This is a genomic window from Chryseobacterium sp. S0630, assembly GCF_024158915.1.
Classification (GTDB): domain Bacteria; phylum Bacteroidota; class Bacteroidia; order Flavobacteriales; family Weeksellaceae; genus Chryseobacterium.
The window spans coordinates 37,642-62,952 of record NZ_JAMZGF010000005.1 but is presented as its reverse complement, the minus strand read 5'-3'; the positions used below and the strand labels follow the sequence as shown (position 1 = coordinate 62,952).

The window sequence follows — 25,311 nt, the reverse complement described above, 5'->3', positions numbered from 1 at the left end:
TCAATGATTAAATTATTCAATCTTTTAATGTTAAAATTTATTTATCCCAATCCAGCGCGCCTCGTTTCCAGACATAGAAAAACGCTACGAAGAAGATCGCAACGAATGTAAGCACAGCAAGGAAACCTTCCATGCCGAATTCTCTGAAGTTGACAGCGTAAGGATAAAAGAATACGATTTCAATATCGAATAGTACGAACAATACCGCAGTCAGGAAGTACTTGATAGAAAACGGTGTTCTTGCATTTCCTTCTACAGGAACTCCACATTCCCAGCTTTGGTTTTTTACAGAGTTTCCTTTTTTCTGCTGTGGACCTAAGAAATGTGCTCCAAGCAAAGAAACAGCTACAAATCCTACTGCTACACCAGCCTGGATAAGGATTGGAATATAACTTTCAGGTAAATTCATTTTTGCATTATTATCTCAATTTGCAAATTTAGCGAATAAACAAGAAAGCATGAAATTAATCGGCTTAAAAGTCGGATTAAAATCAGCTAAATCGGTAATTTAGAATCAATAAAAATTAGCTTTTTATGATTATTTTTTTGTGATGTTTTTCCCCTTTCTTTGTAGTAACTCTGGAAAAATTATATCCCATCATGTACACTGCGGATATTTTGAATTTATTTATTGGGGAATAAAAGCAAGCGATTAAAGCTCCTATTGAGCTATGTTTATCACTTATTTTTTCATTTTTTTCAAAAGAGTGTAAGCCATAAAAGAAATATATCCAAAAAGAATACTGGCAAAAAGAATATTAATTACCGTATTGGTTTTGTCATCGGGCGACTGGAAAAAGATATTATAACCGATAAATCCGGCAATTAAAATAGCAAATATGATAAGCTGTGGTTTCATAAAGTTCAAAGTTTGGGTGTGAGTTTGTGTTTTACAAAATGCAGTATCAATTATTTGAGTTCCATTGAATACGTTCTTCTTCTTTTGTGATTCACCGGATTGTAATCCTGCCACAACAGCTGAATACTTTTGTTTTCTTCCAGCTCCGGATTGGTTTCAAGATACTTTACTCCTTTTTTTCTGAAAATATCCCAGATTTCTTTGAAAATAATAGAAGTTACTCCTCTTCTCTGATAATCCGGATGAATTCCGATCAGGTAGAAGTTCGCTCTGTCATTTTTCTTTCCTGCTTGTAAGAAATGCCACCAGCCAAAAGGAAGCAGTTTTCCACCGGACTTCTGCAGGGCTTTGGAATAAGAAGGCATTGTAATAGCGAATGAGACCAGATTATTGTGTTCATCAGCAATACAAACAATGAAATCTTTATCAATAAGTTTGAAATATTTCTCTTTGTAGGTTTTGCGCTGTTCATCCGAAATTGGAGTATACGTAGAAAGATGTTTGTAAGTCTCATCCAAAAGATCAAACATAGGATCTACATACTGGATAATCTCTTCTTTTGTTTTGAATTTTAAAACCTTCAGCTTGTACTTTTCAGAAATAAGCTGATTAAATTTATGAATTTTGTCCGGTAACGTTTCAGGGAAGATGATCTCAAATTCTACCCATTCCTTTTCCTTAGTCAATCCCAGGTTCTCAAGATGTTTTGGATAGTATTCATTATTGTAAATTCCAATCATAGTCGCCAGTTGGTCAAAACCTTTGATCAGCATTCCTGCCTTGTCAAGATTGGTAAAGCCCATTGGACCTTCAATTTTGTCAATATTTTTTTCTTTGGCATAATCAACCGCTTTTTGAATCAATGCCTTTGAAACTTCAGCATCATCAATAAAGTCGATCCATCCAAAACGTACTTTTTTAATGCCTAACTCTCTCTCTTCTTTGTGATTGATCAGAACTGCAATTCTTCCTACAATCTTATCATTCTTATAAGCCAGATACTGCTTGGCTTCTGAATATTGAAGCGCAGGATTTTCATCCACATTCCAAATGTTGATTTCGTCATTGATAAAGGACGGAACATAGTAGGGATTGTTTTTATACAAATCCATTGGAAACCTTACGAATTGCTTGAGCTGACCCGCTGTTTTTACTTCAATAATTGAAACTGTAGACATGTTTTTTGAGAGGAATTAAAGGACAAATATAAATAATAATATCTTATACTTTGGCACAGTTTTTATATGATTATGGGTAAAATTAAACACAAAATTTATATAAAATGGTGGGTTATTATATCATTATTGGTATTTCAATGTTGGTGAGCTGGTGGGTTTCGTCCAGATTGAAATCGAAATTTGAATATTATTCCAATGTACACCTTCGAAATGGCCTTTCGGGGAAAGAAGTAGCGGAAAAGATGTTGAGAGATAACGGGATAAATGATGTTCAGGTCATATCAGTACCCGGACAGTTGACGGACCACTATAATCCGGCAGATAAAACAGTAAACCTTTCTGAAGGAGTTTATATGCAGAGAAACGCAGCAGCAGCGGCAGTAGCAGCTCACGAATGCGGACACGCAGTACAACATGCGGTAGGATATTCTATGTTGAATTTACGTTCAAAACTGGTTCCTATTGTAAACATAAGTTCCAATCTGATGCAGTTTGTCCTTATTGCAGGTATTGCGGTAATGGCAGCGTCAAGAACGATTGAGAATCCCAACGGAAATACTACTGTTCTGGCAATCGGAGTTGCAATGTTTGCGATGACCACACTCTTTGCTTTTGTAACACTTCCAGTGGAATACGATGCAAGTAACAGAGCGATGAAGTGGCTTAAAGATACCGGAACTGTAACTGTTGAAGAATTTGTTGGAGTACAGGATAGTTTGAAATGGGCTGCAAGAACTTATGTGGTAGCCGCATTAGGTTCTCTGGCACAACTTCTTTACTGGGGATCTTTGCTTCTTGGTGGAAGAAGGGATTAATCATTAAATTCAAATGAAACATATTGCATCTCAGAAAGCTTTTCTGAGATGTTTTCTTTTTGTGCCAGTTTCAAAGATGCCGTAAGAATACAGTTTTCATTAGCATCGAAATTCAAAACTTTAGCATCAAACTTTGAAAGCAGGGTGAATATTGTATTCTGCTGATTAAAATTGAACTGAATCTCTATCTCTGTTTCCAGCTCACGGGTAATGATATTGGCCTCTTCCAGTGTGATCTTTGCAGATTCCTTATAGGTTTTTACCAATCCGGAAACCCCCAGTTTGGTTCCTCCATAATAACGGACTACAATCACAAGAATATTGGTGACCTCGTTTGCTAACAGCTGATTGTAAATAGGTAAGCCGGCACTTCCGGAAGGTTCACCATCATCATTGGCGCGATAGTTTTCCCCATTTAATCCCATTCTGAAAGCATAACAGTGATGAGTAGCTTTCGGGTGCTCTTCCCTTATTTTTTCCAGTGCACTCTTTAGTTCTCTTTCATTGGTTATCGGGTAAGCAAATCCTATAAACTTGCTTCCTTTTTCTTTTAAAAGAGTATTTTCTATGGGTTTTTCTATGGTTTTGTATTCAAACGTCATTGTGAATTCCGGCTTTAATTATGCAAAAATATTAAATGCTTTAGTATTCTGCATCATGATCATAAATTAAGCCGTCAGAATTTGACGGCTTATCTATTTTTTTGGATGTAAAATAATGCTCCTACATTACATCTCCACACAGATCCATTGGGATCAGGCACATATAACTTGTTGGCCCGCAAAAATCCTGAGGGCATTTATCTCTGCATTTTGTAAGTTCTCCTGTAGGTAGGGTACATGTTACAAATGCTCCGCCCTGGATTGTTTTTAGACCGGTTCTTGATAGCTTTTTCAAATTTTTCATGATATTAGTTCTTTTTATTTTACATTGAAAAAGTCTAGCAAGGGAATGTTCCATCTGCCCAAGGCGGTGGACAGCTCATGCTTGAAGGAGTTGCACAGCAGTGCTGTAGTGAAGGCGGATAGAATGAACAGCATTCAGGAGCAATTCCTCCGTTTACTTTTTTTAAGCTCTGTCTCGAAACTTTCTTTAAATTTTTCATAGTAATTTTAATTTTGTAAAACTAATGTAAAGAAATTATTTCATTTGAAGGTGATAAAAAGTATTATTTTGCTTTAAAAAATGAAACGGTATTATCTCTGAAATTTTCAATTGTAGCAGGAATTTGACCGAATTCCGGGGCTTTTGTCCCATTTTCTAATATCAAATTCTCATTTTTAATTACAATGGCTTCGTCCCACAGACTAGCATTTATAAATTCCTGCAGAGTAAAACGACCACCTTCAATAATGACAGACTGGATTTGTTCTTTATACAATGCCTCCATGAGTTCAGACAGGAAATTATCTTTATTGATTTTAATGAAATGAATATGTCCTTCAGTACCTTCTTTTACGGAATTTAAAATTAATGTTCTTGCTTCATTGTTATAAATATTGAAGCTGGCAGGAACTTTTAAATCAAAATCAATCAGAATTCTGACAGGATTTACGCCTTCAGCATTTCTGACGGTAAGACTTGGATTGTCATTCAAAGCAGTTTGGGTTCCTACTAAAATGGCATGCTCATCAGCTCTTAACTGATGAACAAACTGGTTCACTAATGTATTGGAAACGGCTGTCGGTTTAAAATCCTGATCCAAAAATCCATCACCGGATTCTGCCCATTTTAAAATGATATATGGTCTTTTCTTTTCGTGATAAGTGAAAAACCTTTTGTTAAGTTCAATGCATTCTTTTTCAAGTATTCCTGAAACTGCTTCAATTCCTGCATCCTGAATGATTTTCTTTCCTTTTCCATTCACTTTATCATGAGAATCCATAGCACCAATTACTACTTTTTTAAAGCCTAATTCTTTAATTTTCAAAGCACATGGCGGAGTTTTTCCATAATGTGCGCAGGGTTCCAGGGATACATAAATTGTAGATTCCGGAATAAGATCTTTATTCTTAACAGAATTAATGGCATTGATCTCTGCATGGTGTTCTCCTGCTTTGTGATGATATCCTTCACCTATTATTTCTCCGTTGTGTACGATCACACTTCCAACAAGAGGGTTAGGGTAGGTGTTGCCAAGAGCTTTTTGAGCCAGCTCAATACATCTTTTAATATAAAATTCGTCGTTGTTCATATTTATAAAAAGAAAAAGCGAAGACAAATTGCTTTGCTCCGCCTTTATTTATTTTGTTGTGTATTAATCTCCGCTGATAATGCTGTGAAGATTTTGTTTTAACGTTTCCAGATGAGCTTTTTTCTCATCAATCGTGTTGTAAGTGTCTTTTAAAAGAGGATTTTCTCTGGACGGTTTGTTGAAGAAAGAAAGGTTGTTTTCCAGTTTAACGATTTCTGCCTCAAGATCAGAGATTTGATTTTTGATCTTTCTTGCTTTGTCAGTAAGCTGGTTTTCAGATAAACCTTCCTCTTTCAGTTCAAGTTCATTGATTTTGTTTATTTTCAATTTCTCTCTTAATGTCTTGTTGAATTCAGAGTTGATTGAAATTTTATCTCTTGGAACTTTTCCGATATTATTCCATGAAGTTTTAATCTGCTCGATTCTTTCGATACTTCCTTCTTCGTTGGAAACTTCTTTAAGCTCATCAAGAAGAGCTTTTTTGTTCTTGTAGTTTTCTTTCCAGTTGTCGGTAGACGTGTTGCTCTTCTCTCTGTAGTTGTTGAAGAATGCATTACAAGCGTCACGGAATTCATCCCAGATTTTATTGGTCATGCTTTTTGGAACATGCCCGATTTTTTTCCAGTCTTCCTGAAGTTTTTTGAATAACGGAACGGCAATATCCCATTCCTCATTATTCATATTGTCTTGTGCAGTCTGGATCAGTTTTAATTTTTCTTCAAGATTCGCCTGTTGAGAACCTTTCAACGATTTATAATAGTTATTTTTCGTTGTATTGAAACCTCTTAGTGTTGTTTTGAAATCATTCCAGTTTTGGTTGGAAAGTTTTCTAGGAACACTTCCTGTCTTTAAAAAGTCAGAACGCAGATCTTCCACTCTTTTAATAGCATTCTGCCAATAGTTGTGGTTAGGCGTTTCTGAAGGTTCAGACAGTTTCTTGATTTCAGCAATAATCTGATTTTTCTTTTCAAGATTTTCACTCTGTTCTTTTTCAATAGAAGCAGAAAGTTCAGATTTTCTTTCGTGAATTTTATTGGAAATTTCTTTGAACTCTTCCCATGTTTTTTCACGGAATTCCTCTGCTACAGGTTCAGCTTCTTCTTTCCAAAGTTTATGAAGATACTGAAGTTCGTTTAGAGCCTTCTGGATAACGGGTTCATTTTCCAGCTCTTTAGCACGGGCAATAATGTGTTCTCTCTTTTCCAGATTGTGGCTGTATTCCTGCTCCAAAAATTCTTTATTAAGATCCAGCATCTGATAAAACTGATTCAGGTGATGGAAATAATTATTGTTGAGAATTTTGAATTCAGACTTTGCCACCTGTCCTGCTTTTGACCAGTCTTCTTTAATCTCACGAATAGATTTGAAAAGATTGACACCTGGTTCAGAGTTGGTGTATAGATTTTTAAGTCTTTCGATAATGCTTTGACGGTGATCAAGGTTTTTCTTTTGCTCTTCTTCCTGTCCTTTCTGGAAGGTATCATGTTTTTCCTTGAAAATATTAACCAACGCAGAATACTTAGTCTGAGAAGGGTGTTCGTAGCTGAAATTTTCAGCTGGATTTCCGGCTTCTACATATTCATGCTTTTTATCCTCCACTTCATCATGGATGTAATGACTTGCTTTCTCTTTCAGCTGGTTGAATCTTTTGAAGTTCTCACCGGCATTGGGAGTGTTGATGATTTTTTCCATTTCCTTTAAAGCATCGGCAAGGGAAATTTCTTCTTCATGGTCATCCAGGTGCTCTGCATCATCTTCGTGTTGGTTTGCATCATGAGAAACTGTGTTTTCTGATGGGTCCTGAGATACTTCGTTAGGATTTTTCTTTTCTTCGTTTTCAGAAAGATTGTTTTCTGTAGTCATAGCAAATCTTTTATGTGAGTGGCGTTAATATCCTTTAAATATAGCTTTAAGGCCAATTAAAGTACTAATTTATGTTATTTTTTTTGAAAATTCCAAATTTCCCAAGCTTTTTCTGCTTGCTGTTCAAGCATATAGTACCCATTCACTGTTTTTGCTCCTTTTTCTGAGGCATTGATGATGAATTGGGTGTAGTTTGGGTTGTAAATCAGATCAATAACCAGATGATCTGAAGAAAGCCCGTCAAAAGGAAAGTTCAGACAATCTTTCACATTCGGGAAAGTACCTACCGGTGTACATTGGATAATAATTTTATGTTCTGCAACAGTTTCCTGATCAAGATTTTCATAATTGATTTCTGTACTCCTTGAAATAGTTATAGAAGGAATATTGTGTTTGTCCAATGCATATTTGACTGCTTTTGCTGCCCCTCCGTTTCCTAAGATCAATGCTTTATCCTGTGAAGGTTTTTTGTGTAAAAGAAGCGTCTTTTCAAAACCGAACGCATCTGTATTGTAGCCGGTTTTTTTGCCATTCTGAATAAGAACACAGTTTACGGCACCTATTTTCTCAGCTTCATCACTTAGTTCATCGAGATAATCGATTATTTTTTCTTTATAAGGGATGGTCACATTGAATCCTAACAGGTCCGGAGAAGCAAAAAGATTTTCTACTTCATTGATTTCATTCAGATCAAAAATATCGTAGGAGAAATTCTTCAGCATGAGCTTTTGGAACTTGTTTTCGAAGAATTTTTTAGAAAAAGAATAAGAAATATTTCGTCCTATCAATCCTAATTTTTTATTGGAATCCATACATCAAAAATAAAAAAAAGACCGGATAAATCCGGCCTTGGTTTGAAATATTTTTTAATAATTAATCTACGATAAATTTAGTAGAGAAATTATCTGTTTTAAGGATATAATTTCCTTTTACCATACCTTTAAGGTTGATTTTGTTTGAATGTCTGAAAGGATTTGCAATGGTTTCAATTAATTTACCTGAAAGATCATAGATCTCAGCTTTTGAAATTTTGCTAAGGTTTTCTCCTTTTACAAATAATTCATTATTTCTTACAGGATTAGGGTAGATGGTAAATGCTGATTTGTCTTTTTGGTTTTCAGCAGTAGCTAACGTAGTTCCGAAACATGTCCAGCTAAGATCATCCAGAGCCACTCTGTTGGAAGTAGAAGAATTTGTCAGTTTAATCACTGTATTTCCACTTACATTTATATTACTGATGGTAGTTGTAGTAACAACATTGCTGTAAGGAATAGTTCCTACATTCACATCGTTTACAAGAACATTGAAATATCCTGCGCTCCCGGAGAATTTCAATTGAGTTGTTAAAGTTAAGCTTTGAATTCCACCTGAAAAAGTTGAACTTGTTAAAGTTCCATTTTTTATGGTAATGGCTTTATTATTGATGGTTTGGTCAACTCTTGAGTCAGTAGCAGTCCATGAAATTCCGTTGTTGGTCCAGGTTGCTGTCAGATAAGTATTTGGAGCACCGCTGATCATTTCGAAATTTTCAGTTCCACAGCTTCCTCCTCCGGCAGGTACATCAAGAGTTGTTTCTGTAGCTGTTGTACTTTGTGGAGAAGAGTTTGCGAAAGCATCTTTAGCAATGATGTAGAATGTGTATTGAGTCAAAGGTGATAATCCGGAAACTATAGTAGATGTTGTTGTACCTGAAACAGTCGCTTTTAAGGTTCCGTTGGCATAAATCCCATACGAAGTTACTCCCACATTATCCGTAGCAGCTGTCCAGCTTAAAGCAATAGAGTTTGAAGTTGGGTTGCTGGCAACAAGGTTAGTTGCAGCTGTAGGGGCTTGGTTATCAACAACCGGAGCTCCCCAGATCTGAGTAACATATTCAGGGTGATCAATGAAAGGGTTTCTGTTTCCCTGATAAGCATAAGAAGCATTGTTTCTTGCAATTTCTTCAGCAGACACAGGGTCCATTGCATTCCATGCTAAATATTGATTAAGTGCCCAAGGCTGTAGTCCCGGGAATGCTGTGTTACCAAGCATGTCACCAGTAGTGAAATTAGGAAGTTTATCCTCATATCTTGTCACAAAATAAAGAATCATTCTCGCGATGTCTCCTTTGAAAGCATCAATAGGTTCAAATACCGTACCTCCATATCCTGCTGATACAGATGTACCTAGTTTAGATCCGTTTTTAGATGTAAAAGAAGTGTTGCCAACGATTCCGAAAGGGTAGTTGGATCTCATTCCGTTTACTTTTCCATCGGTAGCTCGGATAAAATGAATATCAGCAACCATAGGAGAAGCACTGTTGAATAAACTCTGAGGAATCACGTGCTCTCTGTTGTAGCAGTCTCCTTCATTAGAATATCCGGCAGATCCGCACTGGCTGGTTCCAAGGGTAAAATTATACTGATCCGGTCCATTTGGATTTTCAGAATAAATATCCAGAATAGTTCCGTCATTTTCATAGAAATAATCACGGTCAGTTGTAGCATAGCCTGTCCATAAACCGCCATAACCGTGGTCTATGTGTCCATCACTGATAATGGTTTGAAGAGCTGTTTTAAGAGCTGCACCTGTTAGTCCGTTAGCATTTGTATAATATCCTGCCGGAGCCTGTGCCAAAGCGCTTATAAATGTCACGCTTAAAAGAAAAAAAGATAAAATTTGTTTCATTTTTTAAAATTGGGGCGTAAAGGTACGAAAAAATGAAACCGAAGTATATTAATTGTATGTAATATATAAAGTTGAAATGTTAGCCTTTAGTAATATATTCTTTACTGATTTTTGAAAAGAACCATGAAATAGTAATTCCAAATAAGGAAGCCGTAAGGGCTACGATAAGATAATTTTTACCTACAATTTTTACCGGGAATGGCAGAACCTCATTGGCTCTGAAGAATTCTGTGTAAAGCTGGAAGTAGCAAAGTGCAGTTCCAAGAATTAATCCGGTAATCACACCGGAAATAACAATCAGGAGCCCGGTGTAGAAATAGGTCATTCTTAAATGGCTTAAAGGAAAGCCGAGTGATATCAATGATTTTGCCTGTTCTTTTTTATCAAGCTGAAGAATAATAATAGCTCCCGCAAGATTAAAGGTCGTAATAAAGATGACCAATGCAAAGATCAGGTAAATAAAAAGCTTTTCAGTGTTAATCATTTTCCAGAAAGCGGCATTTTCCTCTTCCTTGGTTTTGATCTCAATATTTTTTCCGAGAGAAGAAAGCAGGCTTTGTTTTACAGCATCTGCATTTTCCGGATTTTTCAGTTTAATAACAATCTGGTAAGCGGACTTTTTAGGAAGAGTAAGTAATTCTTCTGTAAGCTCAATAGGAGAAACGATATAATTGTCCAGCTGGTCTTTTCCCGGGAAAACACCCGTTACCAGAATATCTCTTTTGTTATAGATATCTTCTTCCTTACTGATAATCCCTGTCCCCGGTTTGGGCATAAAGACGGTTGCATAATGATTGGAAGAATCCACAGGAATTGAAAGTCTGTTATCCAGGCTGTTTTCCATTAATACCTCATTCGAGTATTTGAAACTTGGATAAGTTCCGTAGAACACTTCTTTATTAATAGGATTTACCTTAACATAAGCAGAATCTACACCTCTTAGGTAAGCAATATCACCCTTTCCGTTGAAACTGATGTATACTTTTTCTTCAATAACGCGGGAAAAACTGCTGATTTCCTTGTTGTTGCTCAAAACTTTACTGACGTTATCCAGATTTTTGATGGTTTTTCCGGAGGTGCTTTTTAACGTAAGATCAGCGTGAAGATTGGAAATAAGATCTTTGTTCAGGTCTTCAAGTCCTGAAAAAACAGAAATAATGACGAACATTGCAGCCACAGCAACCGTCATGGCACCTACAGCCAGCCACGTAATGAACGTAACGGCAGTACTTCCCTTTTTAGCCAAAAGGTATCTGGATGCTATGTAAAATGCAATATTCTTCAAGATCTATAAAACAGGATTGTCGCCTTCGCCTCTTAATTCTCTTTCCAGTCTTTCAACATCATCAAGAGCGGTATCCAGGTAAAAGTTAAGTTGTGGAATAATACGCACCTGTTTTGCCATTTTCTGGCCAATGAAGTTTCTGTATTGAGGTTTGTTTTCTTCAATCTCCTTCATCACAGCGGTACGGAATTCCTGTGGGAAAATGCTTAAATAAATCTTAGCAATTCCTAAGTCAGCAGTTACTTTTACATCTGAAACAGATACCAATATGCTCTGTTTGCTTTCTGAAGCCTGTTTGCGGAAAAGCTCTGCGAAGTCTTCCTGAATGATCTGTGCTACTTTTCTTTGTCTGTTACTTTCCATAATTTCTGCAAATTTAGTACTTTTGTTTGAATTGATACTTTGAAATTCAACTACAGTATCAAATTTACGATTTAATTATATTGATTAGTATTTATGAAACTAGAACATATTGGTATTGCTGTAAAGTCTTTAGGGGTTTCTGATGAACTTTTTACCAAATTATTAGGAAAAGAATCCTATAAAAAAGAAACAGTGGAAAGGGAAGGGGTAGTAACTTCTTTCTATGAAACAGGAGAAAGTAAAATTGAACTTTTAGAAGCGAGTAATCCTGAAAGTCCGATCTCTAAATTTATCGATAAAAAGGGAGAAGGCATCCATCATCTGGCATTTGGCGTTGAAAATATCGTGGAAGAAGTGAAAAGACTGAAAAAAGAAGGATTTCAATTTATCTCCGAAGAACCGAAAGAAGGTGCTGATAACAAATTAGTTGTATTCCTTCATCCCAAGTCTACAAACGGTGTGCTGGTAGAACTTTGCCAAGAAAAGCAATAAAAAATTTTGTAGTGAAAGAAATTTTACTATTTTTGCAAACACAAAATTTAACCAAGTTTTGAGGTCCTATAGCTCAGTTGGTTAGAGCACCTGACTCATAATCAGGTGGTCCCTGGTTCGAGCCCAGGTGGGACCACAGAAAATCAACCGCTTACGAAATGTGAGCGGTTTTTTTATTTTTCATAAAATTCAAATTTATTTTTTTAGAGAATGAGCTCTGTTTGTTTTATAAAGACGGAATAAGTGATCATAAACTACCATCTCAAATAATCTTTGATGGGAAATAAACAATCGGTTAATGTGCATATGAAAAATACTTTTGAAGAAATCTTTTGGTTTTATTTTTAATACATTATTGCTTTCCAATTTTGAAAGTTCTTCAGGCTTTAATGTAAGTTCAGTGATATTACTTTTTATTAAATCTCTGATTTCTTCATATTCCTCAGAGGTAATAAATTCAAAGTAATGAGGATAAAACTCATTATACTTTTTCTTTAACTGATCATTTAAGTTCTTATCTGCATTAAATTCTGATTTGAATACACTTTCAGAATCCTTTGCAAACTCTATTTTATGTTCAAGAGATAGGTTGAATGCTGATAAAATTTGATCTATATAAAATAAAGAAGTAATGATCTTTTCTTCATCACTGTATTCCAGGAAGTTTAAAATCAATTGGCTGCTTTTAAAAAAGAGGTTTTCCGCGTATTCTATCGTGTTTTCACCATAACGCTCAAGTTCTCTTGAGTAGGTATCCATAATGATAGAAGAGACTTCTCCTGATTCCAGATAGTCCTTAAATAAGGAATTGATCATTCCCAAGATAATGCTATGGTCAGTTATATTTTTAAGGTTTAATCTTATCCTCAGGTGGGGTTTAGGATCGTTATATCGTATAAAAAACCACTGATAAATAAGGTTTTGAGTTTGTAATTGTTCAACTAGTGGCTCTATAACTTCCTGTAAAATACTATCTGAAGTTTTGATCCCGGTGTAAACTTTCAAATAAAGCCATTCACTTCCCGGATGAAATTTTCTGGTTATCATCTTATTTATAGATCTTTATAAAGAGAGAAAACGAATTGATGAATATAATCTGACTGATCATTGTACAGGAACTCCTCAATAAAAATTGTTCTCTCATTTTTTACGGATGATAAAAACATTTGCATTAAATCGTAATTTTTCAGATTGACCGCCAGTGTATTATCTCCTTTTACCCACTGTATCCATTGTGGAATTTGTTTTAGTTTTCTCCACTCTTCAATGTTTTGAAACAGAAGATCTCTTTTACCAGATTGAAGAATGGAATTAAAATAATGAATTTGTTCAGGATCAATTTTCCACTGTGCTTTAGACAGAATGATATTTTGATATTCAACTCTTGGCAGGAAGTCATAGATTTGGGATAAACCACCCCAGCTAAACGATAAATTAGGTTTTACATTCTGATTATTATAATCGCATAAAAAATGGTAAACAGGTAAAGAGTTGTTTAAATAATTATGGGCATTCGTAAGATGAGGAATAATTTCTTTATTGTGCTTCTTTGACCTTAGAAATAACCGGCTATTCTTTATGGACAGGTACAAGTCTTCCACAAGAATTTGATTGTCTTTTTCTAATACAGAGCTCGCCAGATAAGGGATTTCATATTCTCTTAGCGAAGGCCTTCTGATCACATTTCCAATTCTGGATTCGGGTAAGTGTACAATTTCTGCTAAAATTTTGTCCGGATTAAGTTCCTGTTCTTTTTCAGCAATAGTTTTTACTAAATCTTTTATAGATGATTTTTCTGAGCAGAATCTACCCAATAACTTTCCAGCATTTCCACCTACAGATTTTAAAAATAATTTTTCCTGCTGATTTTCTGAAATAATTTCAGACATAACGAACAATGTATCTGGTAGTTGATTCCATTGTTCCTCAAAACCATTAAAATCATCATCAGTTAAATGTATTATATGATCTTTATTCCAATAAGCTTTTTGTAATTTCTGGTTGAGAATAATTTGTATTGGATTAAGATTTACCTGAATTTCTTTTTTCTGATTAGAATACGGTAGGATTAAATCTTCAATATAAGGATGAACTCCTTTGGCCGGGATATCTTGTAAATAACCAATTCCTATTTCCGGATCTAAAGCATAAGATAAAGGAACTTCTTCGTTGTCAAATCTTTCATGAAAAGCTTTTTTGAATTTTTCTAAAGCAGATTTTTTGTAAGGAACAGCAATTTTATTCAGAAAGGATATTCCTTTCTTCAGTTCCTTTTTCCATTGATAGGATAAATTTGTTTCATCTTCAAAATAAAGATCTGTCTGAAAAAGATATTTTTTTTCATATTGTACATTCAGCTTTTTGATGAATTCCTCAATTTCAGAATATGGTTCTGCTGTATTTTCAAAATGGAAATCAAGTTCACTGATCTTGTTTTTAATAGTCTTTAAAATATCTTTTTCCTGATGTCTGCCAATTTTGTTTAGCATGTAAATTAATCGTTCCAGAAAATCTCCTCCCGAAACTGTTGGATTAATTTCACTTATTAAAACCTGATTTCCGATAAGCTCATCAATAAATTCCCGTGCTTCTTCAAAAGATATATCTTCATGAACGAGAGAGGTGGCAAGCTGGTCAATTGTTTTACCTGTTTCTGAAAATTGTAGTATAAGTTCTAACTCTTTGGAAAATGGAGCAGAAGAAATTATGTAATCTCTTTTTCCTCCTGTATTTTCATATTCTACAAAGCGAATTTTATTTCCAACCTTATGAATACAGTTGTTAGGAAAAAAAGAGATACTATTTTTAACGGATGGAATTAAAAGAATCTGCTCTGATAGTGCCACTAAAAAATGTATATCCAGCTTTGTATCTCTTACTTTTGTTTGCTCTGAGAATATCGGAAATAGAGTCTCTTTTTCAAATTTTCCTGTACTTACTCCTGAAAATAAACCAAATGGAGTACAGCGGGTACTTGAGCGGTTGTAATATTTTAATAATGATTTTTTTGTTCTTTTGTTTAAGGTTTGATAGTCTATTAGACCACTGTCTTTAGATTTTTCTATCTCCTGATACAAAGAAAGAGAAGCTAAATAAATGGCTTCTCTGAAAATAGGATTACTAAAATTTTTATCAAAGGTGCTTTTATCACCCCAATTATTTTTTAAATCTTTGTATGAAAAAAGTGGTGATCTGACAACAAATGTGTCAAAAAACTGAAATGGAAAACGTGGCATTAATTAAGGGAAATAGGGATTTCTATAAAGCTGTTGTTGTAAAATTTTATTTCCAGAGGAACTGCAGCATCCTTGATGGTTTCTTCGCTCACATCTTTTCCAGTTCCATAGTTGATCTGCATAAGTGGATTTTTTATAACTCCCAAGGCCAAGACCAGTGTACTGCCTTTTGCTATTTTTTTGCTTACAAATTCGTTGTTGACAGCAGCTATATCCGTTTCTTTGTTTTCACGCAACAATTTTCTTTTCTCTGAACTTTTAGCATAGCTTGCTCTTCCATAATAGGTGGATAACAGAAAATATTTCCCCTCTTTGGTCTTTTCATAGAGTTTCATATATACATCAACATCTTTTTTATTGACAGATAATTTCAGATTACCCACAAAATTTCCTGTAAATTCCACCGGTTTTTCAAATGGCTCTGATGAAAATATAACAGCGTTTGGACTGTAAATTTTACTATCCAGCACGTTATCTTTTTGCTTAAAGAGTTCATCTGCATTGGTACGGTCTTTTAAATCTACCGTAAGTGGTGTGAAGTCTTTATCAGTATCTTTTGCCAGAGAAAGCTGATGTTGGCTTGTGATATAGTATTTTAATTTATTTTTATCAAAATCATCAATGTTAGAAGTACTTTTCCATTCATTGGTTCCCATTACCTGATAATTAATTTTATCTTTTAAGAAAGCTGGTTTTAATTTGCCCTTCAGAATATAATCAAACCATTCCATTGTCACGTTTCCGAGATCAATATTGGCTGAAGGATCAATAGCATACCCTTTTAAATTACTTTTAATATAACCTTGAGCTCCTGAATGATCATACGGGCCAATAATGACATAGTGATCGGCGTTTTTGTTATATTTAGAATGGTTTCTTAAATAATATAATGCTCCCAGCTGATCAGAATCATAATATCCTGTAATGGTTAATACCGGGATGTTTATATTAGAATATTCCTTTTTGTAAGGAATCATTTTCTGCCAATAGCTGTCAAATGCCGGATGCTTTAACCAGCGCTGAAATATGATATTTTTTTTACCAGCAATAGAATCTAGCTTGTTAAATGCCTCACCACCTTCATACCATTTTTTAAAAACAGAATTCCATTGATCTTCATCTTTAAAACCTGCATCAAGCATTTTATTGTTGGTAACGTAGTTGATCCAACGAAGAGAATAGGATGAAAAGATGTTATTGTTCATTGGGAAATCTACAACGCCAATTCCTACAGAGGCCTGTGGAATAATAGTTTTTAGAGCTGGATGAATATTTTTAGCGGCTGCCCATTGGCTGAATCCCAGATAACTGCCTCCGATCATTCCTACTTTGCCATTGCTCCATGGCTGTTTTATAATCCAGTCAATGGCCTTATTAATATCTTCCTGTTCATGTTCAAAAGGTTCTATGGCAGCGTTGCTCGTATATTTTCCTCTGGGATATATGTAAACAGAATGATAACCATAGCTTGCCTGTACTTTTTGATCATTGACATCTTCCGGATCAGGATAGATGGAATTGACCAGGATAGTAGATTCTGGATTAGTTATTTTTTTATTTAAAACAACTCTTATACTTATTTCATTATTGATTAATAAACTGTCTTTTACCTCGAAGTTCCTGGAGTCGAATTCTTTTAAATAATTTTTAGCGATATCAAATGTAGGAAGTGTTATATATGAGTTATAACTTCTGCACAGCAGTAAAGCTTTTTTCAGATCTACGCTGTCCTTATTCTCAAAATCATTTTTAAGTGTTGCCAGAATTTCCTTTTTTGTTTTCTCAATATCACCATTGAAATAACGTGGAAGTATTATCTGTGTTTTTATAGGCAGACTTTCGTATTTTTTCAGGAATTCTTCTTTATATTTTTCCTGAAAATTTTTGTATGAATTTTTATTTTTTTGAGCATTTATGTAAATTTCATACTGTGTTCCCATAGCGTATGAAATAATGGGATTACTTTTTCTGTAAACACTGCGTACTGAATCTAGCTGACTTAAAGCAATATCATAGTTTTGTGCTGCCATACTTACTCGGAAAAGATTATCATACTTTACTGCTTTGTCTTTTTCTTTATAATTCTTTTGTATTTCAGAATTTAAATAAAAAATCAAAGGCTGCAGTTTTTCAATATTGTATTCATTAAAATGCTTAATACTTATTTTCTGAGAAAAACTAATATTGAATGTAAGAAGAAAAGATAGGGCTAACAGGTACTTCATAAAATAGAAAATCAGTAATTTTTCTCAAAATTACTGATAAAATGTTGAAATTGTTATTAATTTTTTACTGTCACATCTAGAGTATCTAATGTTTTGTCTAATACAGTATCATTACCATCATTCAAAAGTATTTGATTACCTCCTCCAGAGCTAATCCCTCCTTTTATCTTAGACATTTGAACTTTGTTTAAGGATAATTTTTTTTCTGTTTTTTTAATTTTTTTCACGACTAAAGTAATTTTAAGATTTTTAAATAAATTGAAGTACAAAGGAAATTCTATTCCTGTAAATGAAGAATTTATATATACCGGAATTGATAAATTTCGATAATATTTAATCTTAATTATTTGATTTTAAGTAATTTGTGATTTTGTTTTAATTGAGTGCTTTTATATAATAAGAAGGAAGTGTTCCTGTTATTTTTTTGAAGGCATTCGTGAAAGATTCAGCATTGTTGTAACCAATGTCATCAGCAATAGCAGCAATAGTATGCTTTCTTATTTTTTCATTAGATTTTAATTCTTCCACAATATAGTTGATCCTAAGCTCATTCAGATATTGGGAAAAGTTTTTACCCTTTAGTTCATTGACTAGCTTGGAGAGATAATCTCTGTTGGTATCAAATTCTTTTGACAGAGAATCTAAAGTAATATTTTTATTGAGAAAACTATTAGTCTTTTCAAACTGTTCTATTTTATCAATGAGTATTTTAAATTTTGGATTAGAAGAAAGGTCACTTTTCGTAGCTTTTTCCTTTCTTTCAATGATCGTGGAAGGATTATCTGTAATGGGAGTTTCATTCTTTTGCTCTTTTTCCAACACAGGGGTAATCAAAGGTTTTTCTGATAATACTTTTGCCTGCTTTTCGTATTCTTTTATTTTCTTCCTGTTTTTCCTGATGACGAATATGAAAACCAAAGTAATCAGAAGCAAACACGCTATCAGCCAAGCATTCTGATGGTTCAGTTTTTCAATTACACTTACCTTTTCTTTCATAAGCAAAGGCGTGTCATATTTTTTCAGAATTTCTTTTGAAAGATTTTTGCGGTTTTCAGCTATTATACTGTCGCTATGTATTAGATTGTCAATGTATTTTAGTTGGTTTTTTAAATCGCCTTTCTTTTTATAAAAATCTATCAGAATTTCATATCCATCTCTTTTTATAGGTTCAAAACTGTTGAAAGTAAAAGAAATGGAATCTGCTTTTTTAAAGAATTCTATAGCTTCGTTTTCACTTCGGGTTGCATGTTTTATTTTTCCCAGATAGTAATATAAAACTCCGAGATTGCTATAATCTTTATTATTTATCAATCCTTTTTGTACTTCTAGCAGGATTTTATAAGAAAGCGAATAATCTTTTAGATAAAAGAGGTTAATCCCTTTTATCATAAGGAGATAGCTGTAATAAGAATAATTATTGTATTTCTTGCATTCTGCAAGCCCCAAATCTGCAAATTCAATACCTTTTTTATAATCCTTACATTTAGTATAAATATTAGCTAAAGAAAAAATAGAAGCAATATAGTTTTTCGCATCTACATTGTTGGTTCTTATTTTATCTTTTTCATAACCATAGTATTTCAAAAAAAGAGGGAGGGCTTCCTGATATTCTTCTGTAGCTGTTTTTAGGATGGCAATAAGCTTGTTTATATAAAAAAACTGTTCTTTATTTTCAGCCCTGTTGTGATTAATAGCTCTAGTATATTCATCTAAAGCTTCTTTGTATTTCCCTTCATTGTTGAATAAAATACCTTTTAATATATAAGATTTTGCTGGGTAATCGAAGTTATTAACGTTTTTTGATGCAGAGATGAGTGAATCTGCAAATGGATGTCCGTTTTCATTCTTCAGATTTTTTACCCGGGCTATATTATAATATCCATCAAACAGGATGTCCCTGTTATTTTCTTTCTTTCCTTTTAATAGAATGTAATTGGCTAAAAGCTCAGCTTTATCATTGTCAACCTGGAATACTTTATTGTAAGCATCATTAATATACTTATAACTTTTATTCTTTAACGAGTCTGGAATGTTTAGTCCCTTTATGCTTTGAGAAAAGAAAAAAACAGGAAAAACAGTTAAAATAATTAAATGAAACTTCTTCATATTTCTAAATACCCTGCAAATTTATGAATTATCATCGAATTTTCATCATGGAAGTATAAGTGTTTGTTTATCAGTTATGTGTTGGTCTCTTTGAATCGTGAATTTGTAAATTTTTGGAAAAGGATATACCGATATTGATCAATCTCGGATTAATAATCTTGTAGGCCTTAGGTATAATCATGATGTTTGCATCAGAAATATTGAAAGTAAATGAGGAAAATATTAATATGTGTAAGTGTTCTATTTCCGTTGTTGGGTTTCTCTCAAGAGAAGAAAGATTCTATTAAAACAGTTATAGAAAAACAAATTGCAGAAATAAAAGTGAATGGTAAAAAACCTTTTTTTGAACAAAAGGATGACCGTTTTGTTTTTAATGTTGAAAATAGCGATTTAGTTGTAGGAAACCACATATCCGAAGTTCTTTCTCAAACACCATTGCTAAAAGTAGATGATAATAAAATAACTCTTTTGGGAACGAACGCCTCTGTTTACATCAATGACAGAAAATCAGTTCTGAAAGGAAAAGATTTAATACAATATCTTAATGCTATGCCGGCTTCTAATCTGGTAAAGATAGAGCTGATTACCAATCCCTCCTCAAAATATGATCTGGAGGATGCAATGATTATTAATCTGAAGCTGAAGAAACTGGAAACAGATGGTCTGAAAGGAAGTTTTACTATTACAGATAAACAAAACAGAAAAAACAGTCAGCAGGCAAATATTGCTTTAAATTATCATAAAAACAGATTTTCAAATAATACCATGTTGTTTTTTGAAAATAATAATGACCTGCAAAGAAATAGTATTGATAATTATAGCTCGAAATTCAGTAGAAATCAGATTATAGGAAGTACGCTGATTAAAGAAACCAATTTTGGAGGAAATACAGGTTTTGATTACGAGCTTAATGAGAAAAGCAGCATAGGAGGGATTCTGGAATATTATCACAAAACACCTGAATCTTCCCTTGAAAACAGGAATATTTATTATGATACTACAGGAGGAATTTTTGAAAACAGAACGGTAAATACACAAAATGATAAGCTGAATCTTTTCGGAGGAAATATTTATTACAGCTTTAATGATGATAAAAAAGCCAAAAGACTAGATATCAACTTTGATTATTATACTCATCACAGAGATAATACGACAGAGTTTTTCAATTTGACAAATCCGTATACTAATTTAATATATAATGATTACCAGAAGGACAATTATACGGTAAGAGTAGATTATTCCAAGACTTTTGAAAAATTAAAACTTAGTTTTGAAGCAGGAGGGAAGCTTAACTGGCTTTCTACAGATAACCCCTATGCTTATTACAACGCAGATGGTACATTGAATACATTATTTTCTAATAATTTCACGTATCATGAAAATATCAACGCGTTATATACTAATGTTAAGAAAAAAATCTTTTCTGTTCTGGACGTCAACTTAGGGGTACGTTATGAAAACACAAACATCAACGCAAAACAAAATACAGTTAGCGAGAACTTCTCCAGAAGTTACAACAATATTGTACCCAGCATCAACCTTTCTTATATGATCAATAAGAACAACAGAGTTTCTTTGGGATACAGAACTGCATTATGGAGACCTTATGTGGATGATTTGAACCCATTTATTTATAAGAATAATGAAACCTGGTGGGAAACCGGAAATCCTGACCTTAATGTGGCAAAGATGTATTTATTTAATGCGAGCTACAGCATAAAAAGAACTTGGGTGTTTGTAAGTAATTTCGGAATTGTGAAAAATCCTATTCTTCCTTATACAGAGGTTGTAGATAATGTTTCTATTACAAGGCCCAAAAACTTTGAAGGTAATGTAAAGCGTTTTTATGTGGGATTGAACTATAATAAACCATTGTTTGAAAACAAATGGATGTTTAATCTTTCAACAGGAATGTATTATATCAATAATGCAGATATCTATGATGTTCATCCTAGTTCTTGGTATAATAACTCTTCCGTTACAATTAGTGGAAATAATCTTTGGAATAAAGGCTGGAACATAAGCTATAACTTTGGTTACACCTCTCCATATACATTAGTTAATAAGAAAAACGGTTATTTTATCAATAATCAGCTTGAGGTTTCAAAGAGTTATAAAGATTTTAAATTCAAGCTTTCTGTAAAAGATATGTTGAATCTTTCAAACTCCCGTAATACACTATATAATAATGACGGATATATTGAAACCGTTTCACAATCTAATTTAAGATCCATATCACTCAGCATATCCAAAACATTTGGAAACAACAAGGTAAAAAAGGTGAATACCGGCGATATAGACAAGGGTAGAACTCAAAACGAAAATCCCCGATTATAATCCTGTTTCTTTACTGAAAAACTAATACGCTAAAGGATAAAACTAATAACCATGAAAAACAAAAAACTTGAAGAGTTATCCAAAAAGATAACTCAGGGTAAGCTCAAAAAACTACAAAAACATGAAGTTCTCACTATCTACGCAGGGAAAGACTTTACTGTAGATGATTGCATTAGACATCCCGATTGTAATTCTTATTGCGAAATCTGCTCAACGAATGCTCCCAATTGTTGGAGCTTTTCATAAAGACTTTATTATGAAAACCTGATTCTGGAATCAAAACTTTTCAGCAAAACTGTTAACCTTTAAAATTTATTGTGATGAAAAACAAAAAATTGTATCAAATATCAAAAAAAATTACTGAAAACAAAATCATCATGATGAAAAGAGAATCAGTAGAAATTATTAAAGGCGGTATACAAAAAGAAATAATATCAGACTGTGCATGTTTTGGTGCGAATGCATGCTGGGGATACGGAACCAGTCCATGTGCATTAAATAGTTGCTGGGCTTTCCTCGATTGATGATCTTCTTTCGAACTTGAGTAATTTTTATAGAGCTAAGATTCGTAATAAACATAAAAAACTTATTTCTATGAAAAACAAAAAGCTTGAAACGATTTCTAAAAAAATCACAAATGTCAAAATGAAAAAGCTGCAGAAAGAAGGCCTGGTATTTATTACCGGCGGCTTATTCGCTTACCATTGTAGCCAATGTACCTGTAGTGGGTGCAGGCCGGATCTGCAGACAGATCCTAATTGCTGGATCTTTTCATAAAGAAATTTGTGTTCTGTATAGCCTTGTGTGGAATTAAAACTGTTCAGGGAAATGCTAACCATGAAAATTTATTGTCATGAAAAACAAAAAATTGTTTGAATTGTCTAAAAAAATTACTGAAAACAAGTTACAGGGAATGAACGAGAATTCAGTAAAGACAATCAAAGGAGGTAAACTGCCTCTAGAACTAGCTGCAGACTGCACAAGCCAGAACAGCTGCTGGGGATTTGGAGGTACAGCTACTTGCAGTGGTAACAGCTGCTGGAGTTATAACTAATAGAACTCTGATTCCTCAAAATCATGTTCTGCAGGGTCTTGTGTGGAATTAAAACTTTACAAGAGAAAAAATTAACCTAAGATTTATTGTGATGAAAAACAAAAAATTGTTTGAATTGTCTAAAAAAATCACTGAAAATAAGCTACAAGGATTAAGCGAAAGTTCAGTAAAGACAATCAAAGGAGGTAAGTTGCCTTTAGAACTAGCAGCAACCTGTACAAGTCAGAATGACTGCTGGGGATTCGGAGGTACACAAACTTGCAGTGGTAACGAATGTTGGAGTTACAACTAAAGTAAAAAGTAGAGTAGCATTCGTGCTACTCTATTTAATATTAAAATAAAATAATTATGAAATACAAATTATCAAGATATATCCATACCATAGAAAACGAGGAAATTTTAGATGATCATGTCATTCTTTTTTCTACACGTTCCGGAACATCCATTGAAGTGAAAAAAGGGTTATATGAAAAAATATGTAATCTTGAAACCACTCAAATTCCCGAAGAAATTTTTATCAACCTGATAAAAAATGAGTTTTATGTACCTGAGTTTGAAGATGAATTAAGAGAAATTCTTTCAGACAACATCATGTCTGTTGATCATCAGGATCTGAAAACACTTTCTTATGTGATTCAGCCCTCAGGAAACTGCCAGCTGGGATGTCACTATTGCGGTCAGCTGCATACTAACAAAAGTATGTCAAAAGAAGTTTTAGATCTTACATATGACAGAATCATTACTAAAATGGAAAGTTTGTCAAACGACCTGGAACACCTGAGTATTACATGGTATGGAGGAGAGCCGTTAACAGGTCTTTCGGCTATTTCTAATTTATCTACTCGGCTAATTAACCTTTGCGAAGAGAAAAATTTAAAATATTCTTCAAGAATTATTACAAATGCTTTAAGCCTTAAATATTCTCTTTTTGAAAAACTGGTAAAAAATTACAGGGTTACAGAATATCAGATCACAATTGATGGAACTCAGGAATTCCATGATAAGAGAAGATATCTGAAAAATGGTTCTAACAGTTTTGATATTATCATTAAAAATATCAAAGAAATTGTTAATTCCGAATTATACCAAAAAGAAGCAAGTTTCAATATTAGATGTAATGTAGATAAAGAGAACAGCTACAATGTGATAGATTTTATTGATTATCTGGAAGCAGAAGGAATCCTTCAGCACGTAAGTTTCTACCTTGCTCCTATCCACGACTGGGGTGATAACAAAGCTACTATTAAAGGTGTGTCAAAAGAAGAATTTGCTGAGCTTGAAATAGAAGTTTATATGAAGCTTCTGCAATCAAAAGCAAAATTTAAAACACAGATTATTCCTGAAAGAGTTACTAAACCTTGTATGGTAGTAAGCCAGACCTCAGAAGTATTTGACGCTTTCGGAAATGTCTCCACATGTTGGGAAATTCCGTATACTCCAAAATATGACAACTCTGAATTTTATGCTGGAAACATTGTGAAAGATAAAGATGTAGACAGCAAAAATGTTGTCATGAGAAACTGGTTTAATGAAATACCGGACAACAACTCATGGTGCAAAAGCTGTAAATTCCTTCCTCTCTGTGGTGGAGCATGTCCGAAAAACTGGTATGATAATATCCCGGCGTGTCCTTCCTTCAAATTTAATATTGACGACAGAATTCTTCTTCAGAGATATATTAATGAACAAGCTGTGCTTTCTTAATAGTTTATGTATGGAAACAATAATTTTAGACAAAATAAAGACCGTAGAATTCAGGGAATATGAGGTGAAAAAGCCAAGACATATTTTCGAAAATCTGATTGAGGAATTTAGAAAAGATATTCCGGAAGATATCCAGGCAGGATTGTTTTACTATATGAACCTGTCTGAAAAATCACTTTCTGCTTTCCGTACAGGGAATACCACCTTAGGAAATTACCTTTATTCAAAAATGCAAAGTATGAATAACTATTTCATAGAGCCTATTCATCAGGGGATGATAAGCTTAGACTATGCTTTGCTTGCGTATAAAAATTACGTGGAAAATGATTTTGTACTGGCAGAGAAAAATATTGACAAGGCTATTGAAAGTGCTTTATTTCAGAGTAATACGTTTCCTTATTTTGCCATAATTATTGGAGAACAATCACTTAATAAAATCAGAATTTTTGCACGTACTCAAAATGAAGAACGGTACAAGACAGAAGTCCTGAAGATATTGGCTTTTTTTATGTTTAACCAACATGAAAATGAGAGCTGCAAAAATCTGGCTGAAGATCTTCCCCTTATTGATAAGCAGGGGATGTTAAAACATATCATTAACAACTCTTACATTGCCATTCTTAAATCTTTGCAGGATGAGAAAAAAACAAGGCTGATATTTCAGCAGATCTTTAATACTCTGCTAAGACAAAATGAACTTTCAGGCGATCAGGAAAATTTACTGATAACCATGCGCTGTATTGATAAAATTGAAGATGAAGATTTTTTAGATTATCTGAATGAGAATTTTTCTCATATTAAAAGTTCTCCTCAGAAATTAGTGAAAATTATAATAGAAAATTATTTAGATAAAATATCCAATAACCAGCAATTAGTTAATGACGAAGAATTTACTAAAAAGCTAAAAACACTAGGCATAACAATTTAACTTAT

The 25,311-nt window shown here is 33.6% G+C and carries 25 protein-coding genes and 1 tRNA gene; 9 read left to right on the top strand and 17 right to left on the bottom strand.

What is annotated here, in order from left to right:
• Positions 1–37 precede the first annotated feature (37 nt).
• The 3 genes from NK356_RS03575 to NK356_RS03565 all read right to left on the bottom strand — a co-directional run bounded on the left by NK356_RS03575 (position 38) and on the right by NK356_RS03565 (position 2,037).
• Positions 38–409, bottom strand: coding sequence for an NADH-quinone oxidoreductase subunit A (locus tag NK356_RS03575; protein WP_034693436.1), 372 nt, complete (start codon positions 407–409; stop codon positions 38–40).
• Positions 410–682: 273 nt separating this feature from the next.
• Positions 683–859, bottom strand: coding sequence for a hypothetical protein (locus tag NK356_RS03570; RefSeq protein ID WP_167348785.1), 177 nt, complete (start codon positions 857–859; stop codon positions 683–685).
• A gap of 50 nt (positions 860–909) precedes the next feature.
• Entirely contained in the window at positions 910–2,037 is a 1,128-nt protein-coding gene (locus tag NK356_RS03565) for a GNAT family N-acetyltransferase (RefSeq protein ID WP_034693438.1), read from the bottom strand.
• 104 nt (positions 2,038–2,141) lie between these two features.
• Here NK356_RS03565 and NK356_RS03560 point away from each other — a divergent pair, with 104 nt between their 5' ends.
• Entirely contained in the window at positions 2,142–2,852 is a 711-nt protein-coding gene (locus NK356_RS03560; protein ID WP_185103647.1) for a zinc metallopeptidase, read from the top strand.
• On the opposite strand, the gene NK356_RS03555 is transcribed toward NK356_RS03560, so the two are convergent.
• The 9 genes from NK356_RS03555 to rbfA form a co-directional block, all read right to left on the bottom strand.
• Positions 2,849–3,454 carry a YigZ family protein gene (locus NK356_RS03555; RefSeq protein ID WP_253316263.1) on the bottom strand — a complete coding sequence of 202 codons (606 nt, stop codon included), beginning with the start codon at positions 3,452–3,454 and terminating at the stop codon, positions 2,849–2,851. The two genes, NK356_RS03560 and NK356_RS03555, sit on opposite strands and share 4 nt — an antisense overlap.
• A gap of 121 nt (positions 3,455–3,575) precedes the next feature.
• Entirely contained in the window at positions 3,576–3,758 is a 183-nt protein-coding gene (locus tag NK356_RS03550; RefSeq protein ID WP_253316262.1) for a hypothetical protein, read from the bottom strand.
• Between the two features lie 34 nt (positions 3,759–3,792).
• Positions 3,793–3,957, bottom strand: coding sequence for a hypothetical protein (locus tag NK356_RS03545; RefSeq protein ID WP_167348784.1), 165 nt, complete (start codon positions 3,955–3,957; stop codon positions 3,793–3,795).
• A 63-nt stretch (positions 3,958–4,020) separates the two neighbouring features.
• Entirely contained in the window at positions 4,021–5,046 is a 1,026-nt protein-coding gene (ribD, locus tag NK356_RS03540) for a bifunctional diaminohydroxyphosphoribosylaminopyrimidine deaminase/5-amino-6-(5-phosphoribosylamino)uracil reductase RibD (RefSeq protein ID WP_034693441.1), read from the bottom strand.
• Between the two features lie 63 nt (positions 5,047–5,109).
• A complete protein-coding gene (locus tag NK356_RS03535) occupies positions 5,110–6,909 on the bottom strand; it encodes a DUF349 domain-containing protein (protein ID WP_253316261.1) in 1,800 nt (599 codons plus the stop codon).
• 74 nt (positions 6,910–6,983) lie between these two features.
• Complete coding sequence (locus NK356_RS03530) at positions 6,984–7,721, bottom strand: shikimate dehydrogenase (protein ID WP_253316260.1); 738 nt, start codon at positions 7,719–7,721, stop codon at positions 6,984–6,986.
• A gap of 61 nt (positions 7,722–7,782) precedes the next feature.
• Positions 7,783–9,576: an endonuclease gene (locus tag NK356_RS03525; protein WP_253316259.1), complete on the bottom strand. Its 1,794-nt coding sequence runs from the start codon at positions 9,574–9,576 to the stop codon at positions 7,783–7,785.
• A gap of 79 nt (positions 9,577–9,655) precedes the next feature.
• On the bottom strand, positions 9,656–10,861 hold the full coding sequence (locus NK356_RS03520; protein ID WP_034693452.1) for an ABC transporter permease: 1,206 nt from the start codon (positions 10,859–10,861) through the stop codon (positions 9,656–9,658).
• 3 nt (positions 10,862–10,864) lie between these two features.
• Positions 10,865–11,224 carry a 30S ribosome-binding factor RbfA gene (rbfA, locus tag NK356_RS03515; RefSeq protein ID WP_034693455.1) on the bottom strand — a complete coding sequence of 120 codons (360 nt, stop codon included), beginning with the start codon at positions 11,222–11,224 and terminating at the stop codon, positions 10,865–10,867.
• Between the two features lie 93 nt (positions 11,225–11,317).
• Between rbfA and mce the strand changes: the two genes are divergently transcribed.
• Both mce and NK356_RS03505 read left to right on the top strand, forming a co-directional pair.
• Entirely contained in the window at positions 11,318–11,716 is a 399-nt protein-coding gene (gene mce, locus NK356_RS03510; RefSeq protein WP_034693457.1) for a methylmalonyl-CoA epimerase, read from the top strand.
• Positions 11,717–11,778: 62 nt separating this feature from the next.
• Positions 11,779–11,852: transfer RNA gene (locus tag NK356_RS03505), tRNA-Ile, on the top strand.
• A 59-nt stretch (positions 11,853–11,911) separates the two neighbouring features.
• On the opposite strand, the gene NK356_RS03500 is transcribed toward NK356_RS03505, so the two are convergent.
• The 5 genes from NK356_RS03500 to NK356_RS03480 all read right to left on the bottom strand — a co-directional run bounded on the left by NK356_RS03500 (position 11,912) and on the right by NK356_RS03480 (position 19,283).
• Positions 11,912–12,763: a thiopeptide-type bacteriocin biosynthesis protein gene (locus NK356_RS03500; protein ID WP_034693460.1), complete on the bottom strand. Its 852-nt coding sequence runs from the start codon at positions 12,761–12,763 to the stop codon at positions 11,912–11,914.
• 5 nt (positions 12,764–12,768) lie between these two features.
• Positions 12,769–14,952 (bottom strand): lantibiotic dehydratase family protein, encoded by a 2,184-nt coding sequence (locus tag NK356_RS03495; protein WP_253316258.1) that lies wholly within the window; start codon positions 14,950–14,952, stop codon positions 12,769–12,771.
• On the bottom strand, positions 14,952–17,177 hold the full coding sequence (locus tag NK356_RS03490) for a CocE/NonD family hydrolase (RefSeq protein ID WP_253316257.1): 2,226 nt from the start codon (positions 17,175–17,177) through the stop codon (positions 14,952–14,954). Before NK356_RS03490 ends, NK356_RS03495 begins: the two co-directional genes overlap by 1 nt.
• A 56-nt stretch (positions 17,178–17,233) precedes the next feature.
• Positions 17,234–17,404, bottom strand: coding sequence for a hypothetical protein (locus tag NK356_RS03485; RefSeq protein ID WP_156106395.1), 171 nt, complete (start codon positions 17,402–17,404; stop codon positions 17,234–17,236).
• A 148-nt stretch (positions 17,405–17,552) separates the two neighbouring features.
• Complete coding sequence (locus tag NK356_RS03480; RefSeq protein ID WP_034693469.1) at positions 17,553–19,283, bottom strand: helix-turn-helix transcriptional regulator; 1,731 nt, start codon at positions 19,281–19,283, stop codon at positions 17,553–17,555.
• A gap of 210 nt (positions 19,284–19,493) precedes the next feature.
• On the opposite strand from NK356_RS03480, the gene NK356_RS03475 reads away from it, so the two are divergent.
• The 6 genes from NK356_RS03475 (at position 19,494) to NK356_RS03450 (ending at position 25,306) form a co-directional block, all read left to right on the top strand.
• Entirely contained in the window at positions 19,494–21,620 is a 2,127-nt protein-coding gene (locus tag NK356_RS03475) for an outer membrane beta-barrel family protein (protein WP_253316256.1), read from the top strand.
• A gap of 320 nt (positions 21,621–21,940) precedes the next feature.
• Positions 21,941–22,144, top strand: a complete 204-nt coding sequence (locus NK356_RS03470; RefSeq protein ID WP_034693474.1) for a hypothetical protein — start codon at positions 21,941–21,943, stop codon at positions 22,142–22,144.
• A 329-nt stretch (positions 22,145–22,473) separates the two neighbouring features.
• A complete protein-coding gene (locus NK356_RS03465) occupies positions 22,474–22,674 on the top strand; it encodes a hypothetical protein (protein WP_034693478.1) in 201 nt (66 codons plus the stop codon).
• Positions 22,675–22,789: 115 nt separating this feature from the next.
• On the top strand, positions 22,790–22,966 hold the full coding sequence (locus NK356_RS03460; protein WP_253316255.1) for an ecotin: 177 nt from the start codon (positions 22,790–22,792) through the stop codon (positions 22,964–22,966).
• Positions 22,967–23,022: 56 nt separating this feature from the next.
• Positions 23,023–24,378 carry a radical SAM/SPASM domain-containing protein gene (locus tag NK356_RS03455; protein WP_034693484.1) on the top strand — a complete coding sequence of 452 codons (1,356 nt, stop codon included), beginning with the start codon at positions 23,023–23,025 and terminating at the stop codon, positions 24,376–24,378.
• Between the two features lie 10 nt (positions 24,379–24,388).
• On the top strand, positions 24,389–25,306 hold the full coding sequence (locus tag NK356_RS03450) for a hypothetical protein (RefSeq protein ID WP_034693486.1): 918 nt from the start codon (positions 24,389–24,391) through the stop codon (positions 25,304–25,306).
• Positions 25,307–25,311 lie beyond the last annotated feature (5 nt).

What these genes read in the sequence shown, in the direction of transcription:
- mce (WP_034693457.1), top strand. Translation starts at nt 11,318, where the DNA reads ATGAAACTAGAACATATTGGTATTGCTGTAAAGTCTTTAGGGGTTTCT.
- NK356_RS03560 (WP_185103647.1), top strand. Translation starts at nt 2,142, where the DNA reads ATGGTGGGTTATTATATCATTATTGGTATTTCAATGTTGGTGAGCTGG.
- NK356_RS03500 (WP_034693460.1), bottom strand. Translation starts at nt 12,763, where the DNA reads ATGATAACCAGAAAATTTCATCCGGGAAGTGAATGGCTTTATTTGAAA.
- NK356_RS03465 (WP_034693478.1), top strand. Translation starts at nt 22,474, where the DNA reads ATGAAAAACAAAAAATTGTTTGAATTGTCTAAAAAAATTACTGAAAAC.
- rbfA (WP_034693455.1), bottom strand. Translation starts at nt 11,224, where the DNA reads ATGGAAAGTAACAGACAAAGAAAAGTAGCACAGATCATTCAGGAAGAC.
- NK356_RS03495 (WP_253316258.1), bottom strand. Translation starts at nt 14,952, where the DNA reads ATGCCACGTTTTCCATTTCAGTTTTTTGACACATTTGTTGTCAGATCA.
- NK356_RS03525 (WP_253316259.1), bottom strand. Translation starts at nt 9,576, where the DNA reads ATGAAACAAATTTTATCTTTTTTTCTTTTAAGCGTGACATTTATAAGC.
- NK356_RS03455 (WP_034693484.1), top strand. Translation starts at nt 23,023, where the DNA reads ATGAAATACAAATTATCAAGATATATCCATACCATAGAAAACGAGGAA.
- NK356_RS03530 (WP_253316260.1), bottom strand. Translation starts at nt 7,721, where the DNA reads ATGGATTCCAATAAAAAATTAGGATTGATAGGACGAAATATTTCTTAT.
- NK356_RS03550 (WP_253316262.1), bottom strand. Translation starts at nt 3,758, where the DNA reads ATGAAAAATTTGAAAAAGCTATCAAGAACCGGTCTAAAAACAATCCAG.
- NK356_RS03480 (WP_034693469.1), bottom strand. Translation starts at nt 19,283, where the DNA reads ATGAAGAAGTTTCATTTAATTATTTTAACTGTTTTTCCTGTTTTTTTC.
- NK356_RS03575 (WP_034693436.1), bottom strand. Translation starts at nt 409, where the DNA reads ATGAATTTACCTGAAAGTTATATTCCAATCCTTATCCAGGCTGGTGTA.
- NK356_RS03565 (WP_034693438.1), bottom strand. Translation starts at nt 2,037, where the DNA reads ATGTCTACAGTTTCAATTATTGAAGTAAAAACAGCGGGTCAGCTCAAG.
- NK356_RS03490 (WP_253316257.1), bottom strand. Translation starts at nt 17,177, where the DNA reads ATGAAGTACCTGTTAGCCCTATCTTTTCTTCTTACATTCAATATTAGT.
- ribD (WP_034693441.1), bottom strand. Translation starts at nt 5,046, where the DNA reads ATGAACAACGACGAATTTTATATTAAAAGATGTATTGAGCTGGCTCAA.
- NK356_RS03570 (WP_167348785.1), bottom strand. Translation starts at nt 859, where the DNA reads ATGAAACCACAGCTTATCATATTTGCTATTTTAATTGCCGGATTTATC.
- NK356_RS03450 (WP_034693486.1), top strand. Translation starts at nt 24,389, where the DNA reads ATGGAAACAATAATTTTAGACAAAATAAAGACCGTAGAATTCAGGGAA.
- NK356_RS03555 (WP_253316263.1), bottom strand. Translation starts at nt 3,454, where the DNA reads ATGACGTTTGAATACAAAACCATAGAAAAACCCATAGAAAATACTCTT.
- NK356_RS03545 (WP_167348784.1), bottom strand. Translation starts at nt 3,957, where the DNA reads ATGAAAAATTTAAAGAAAGTTTCGAGACAGAGCTTAAAAAAAGTAAAC.
- NK356_RS03475 (WP_253316256.1), top strand. Translation starts at nt 19,494, where the DNA reads ATGAGGAAAATATTAATATGTGTAAGTGTTCTATTTCCGTTGTTGGGT.
- NK356_RS03470 (WP_034693474.1), top strand. Translation starts at nt 21,941, where the DNA reads ATGAAAAACAAAAAATTGTATCAAATATCAAAAAAAATTACTGAAAAC.
- NK356_RS03535 (WP_253316261.1), bottom strand. Translation starts at nt 6,909, where the DNA reads ATGACTACAGAAAACAATCTTTCTGAAAACGAAGAAAAGAAAAATCCT.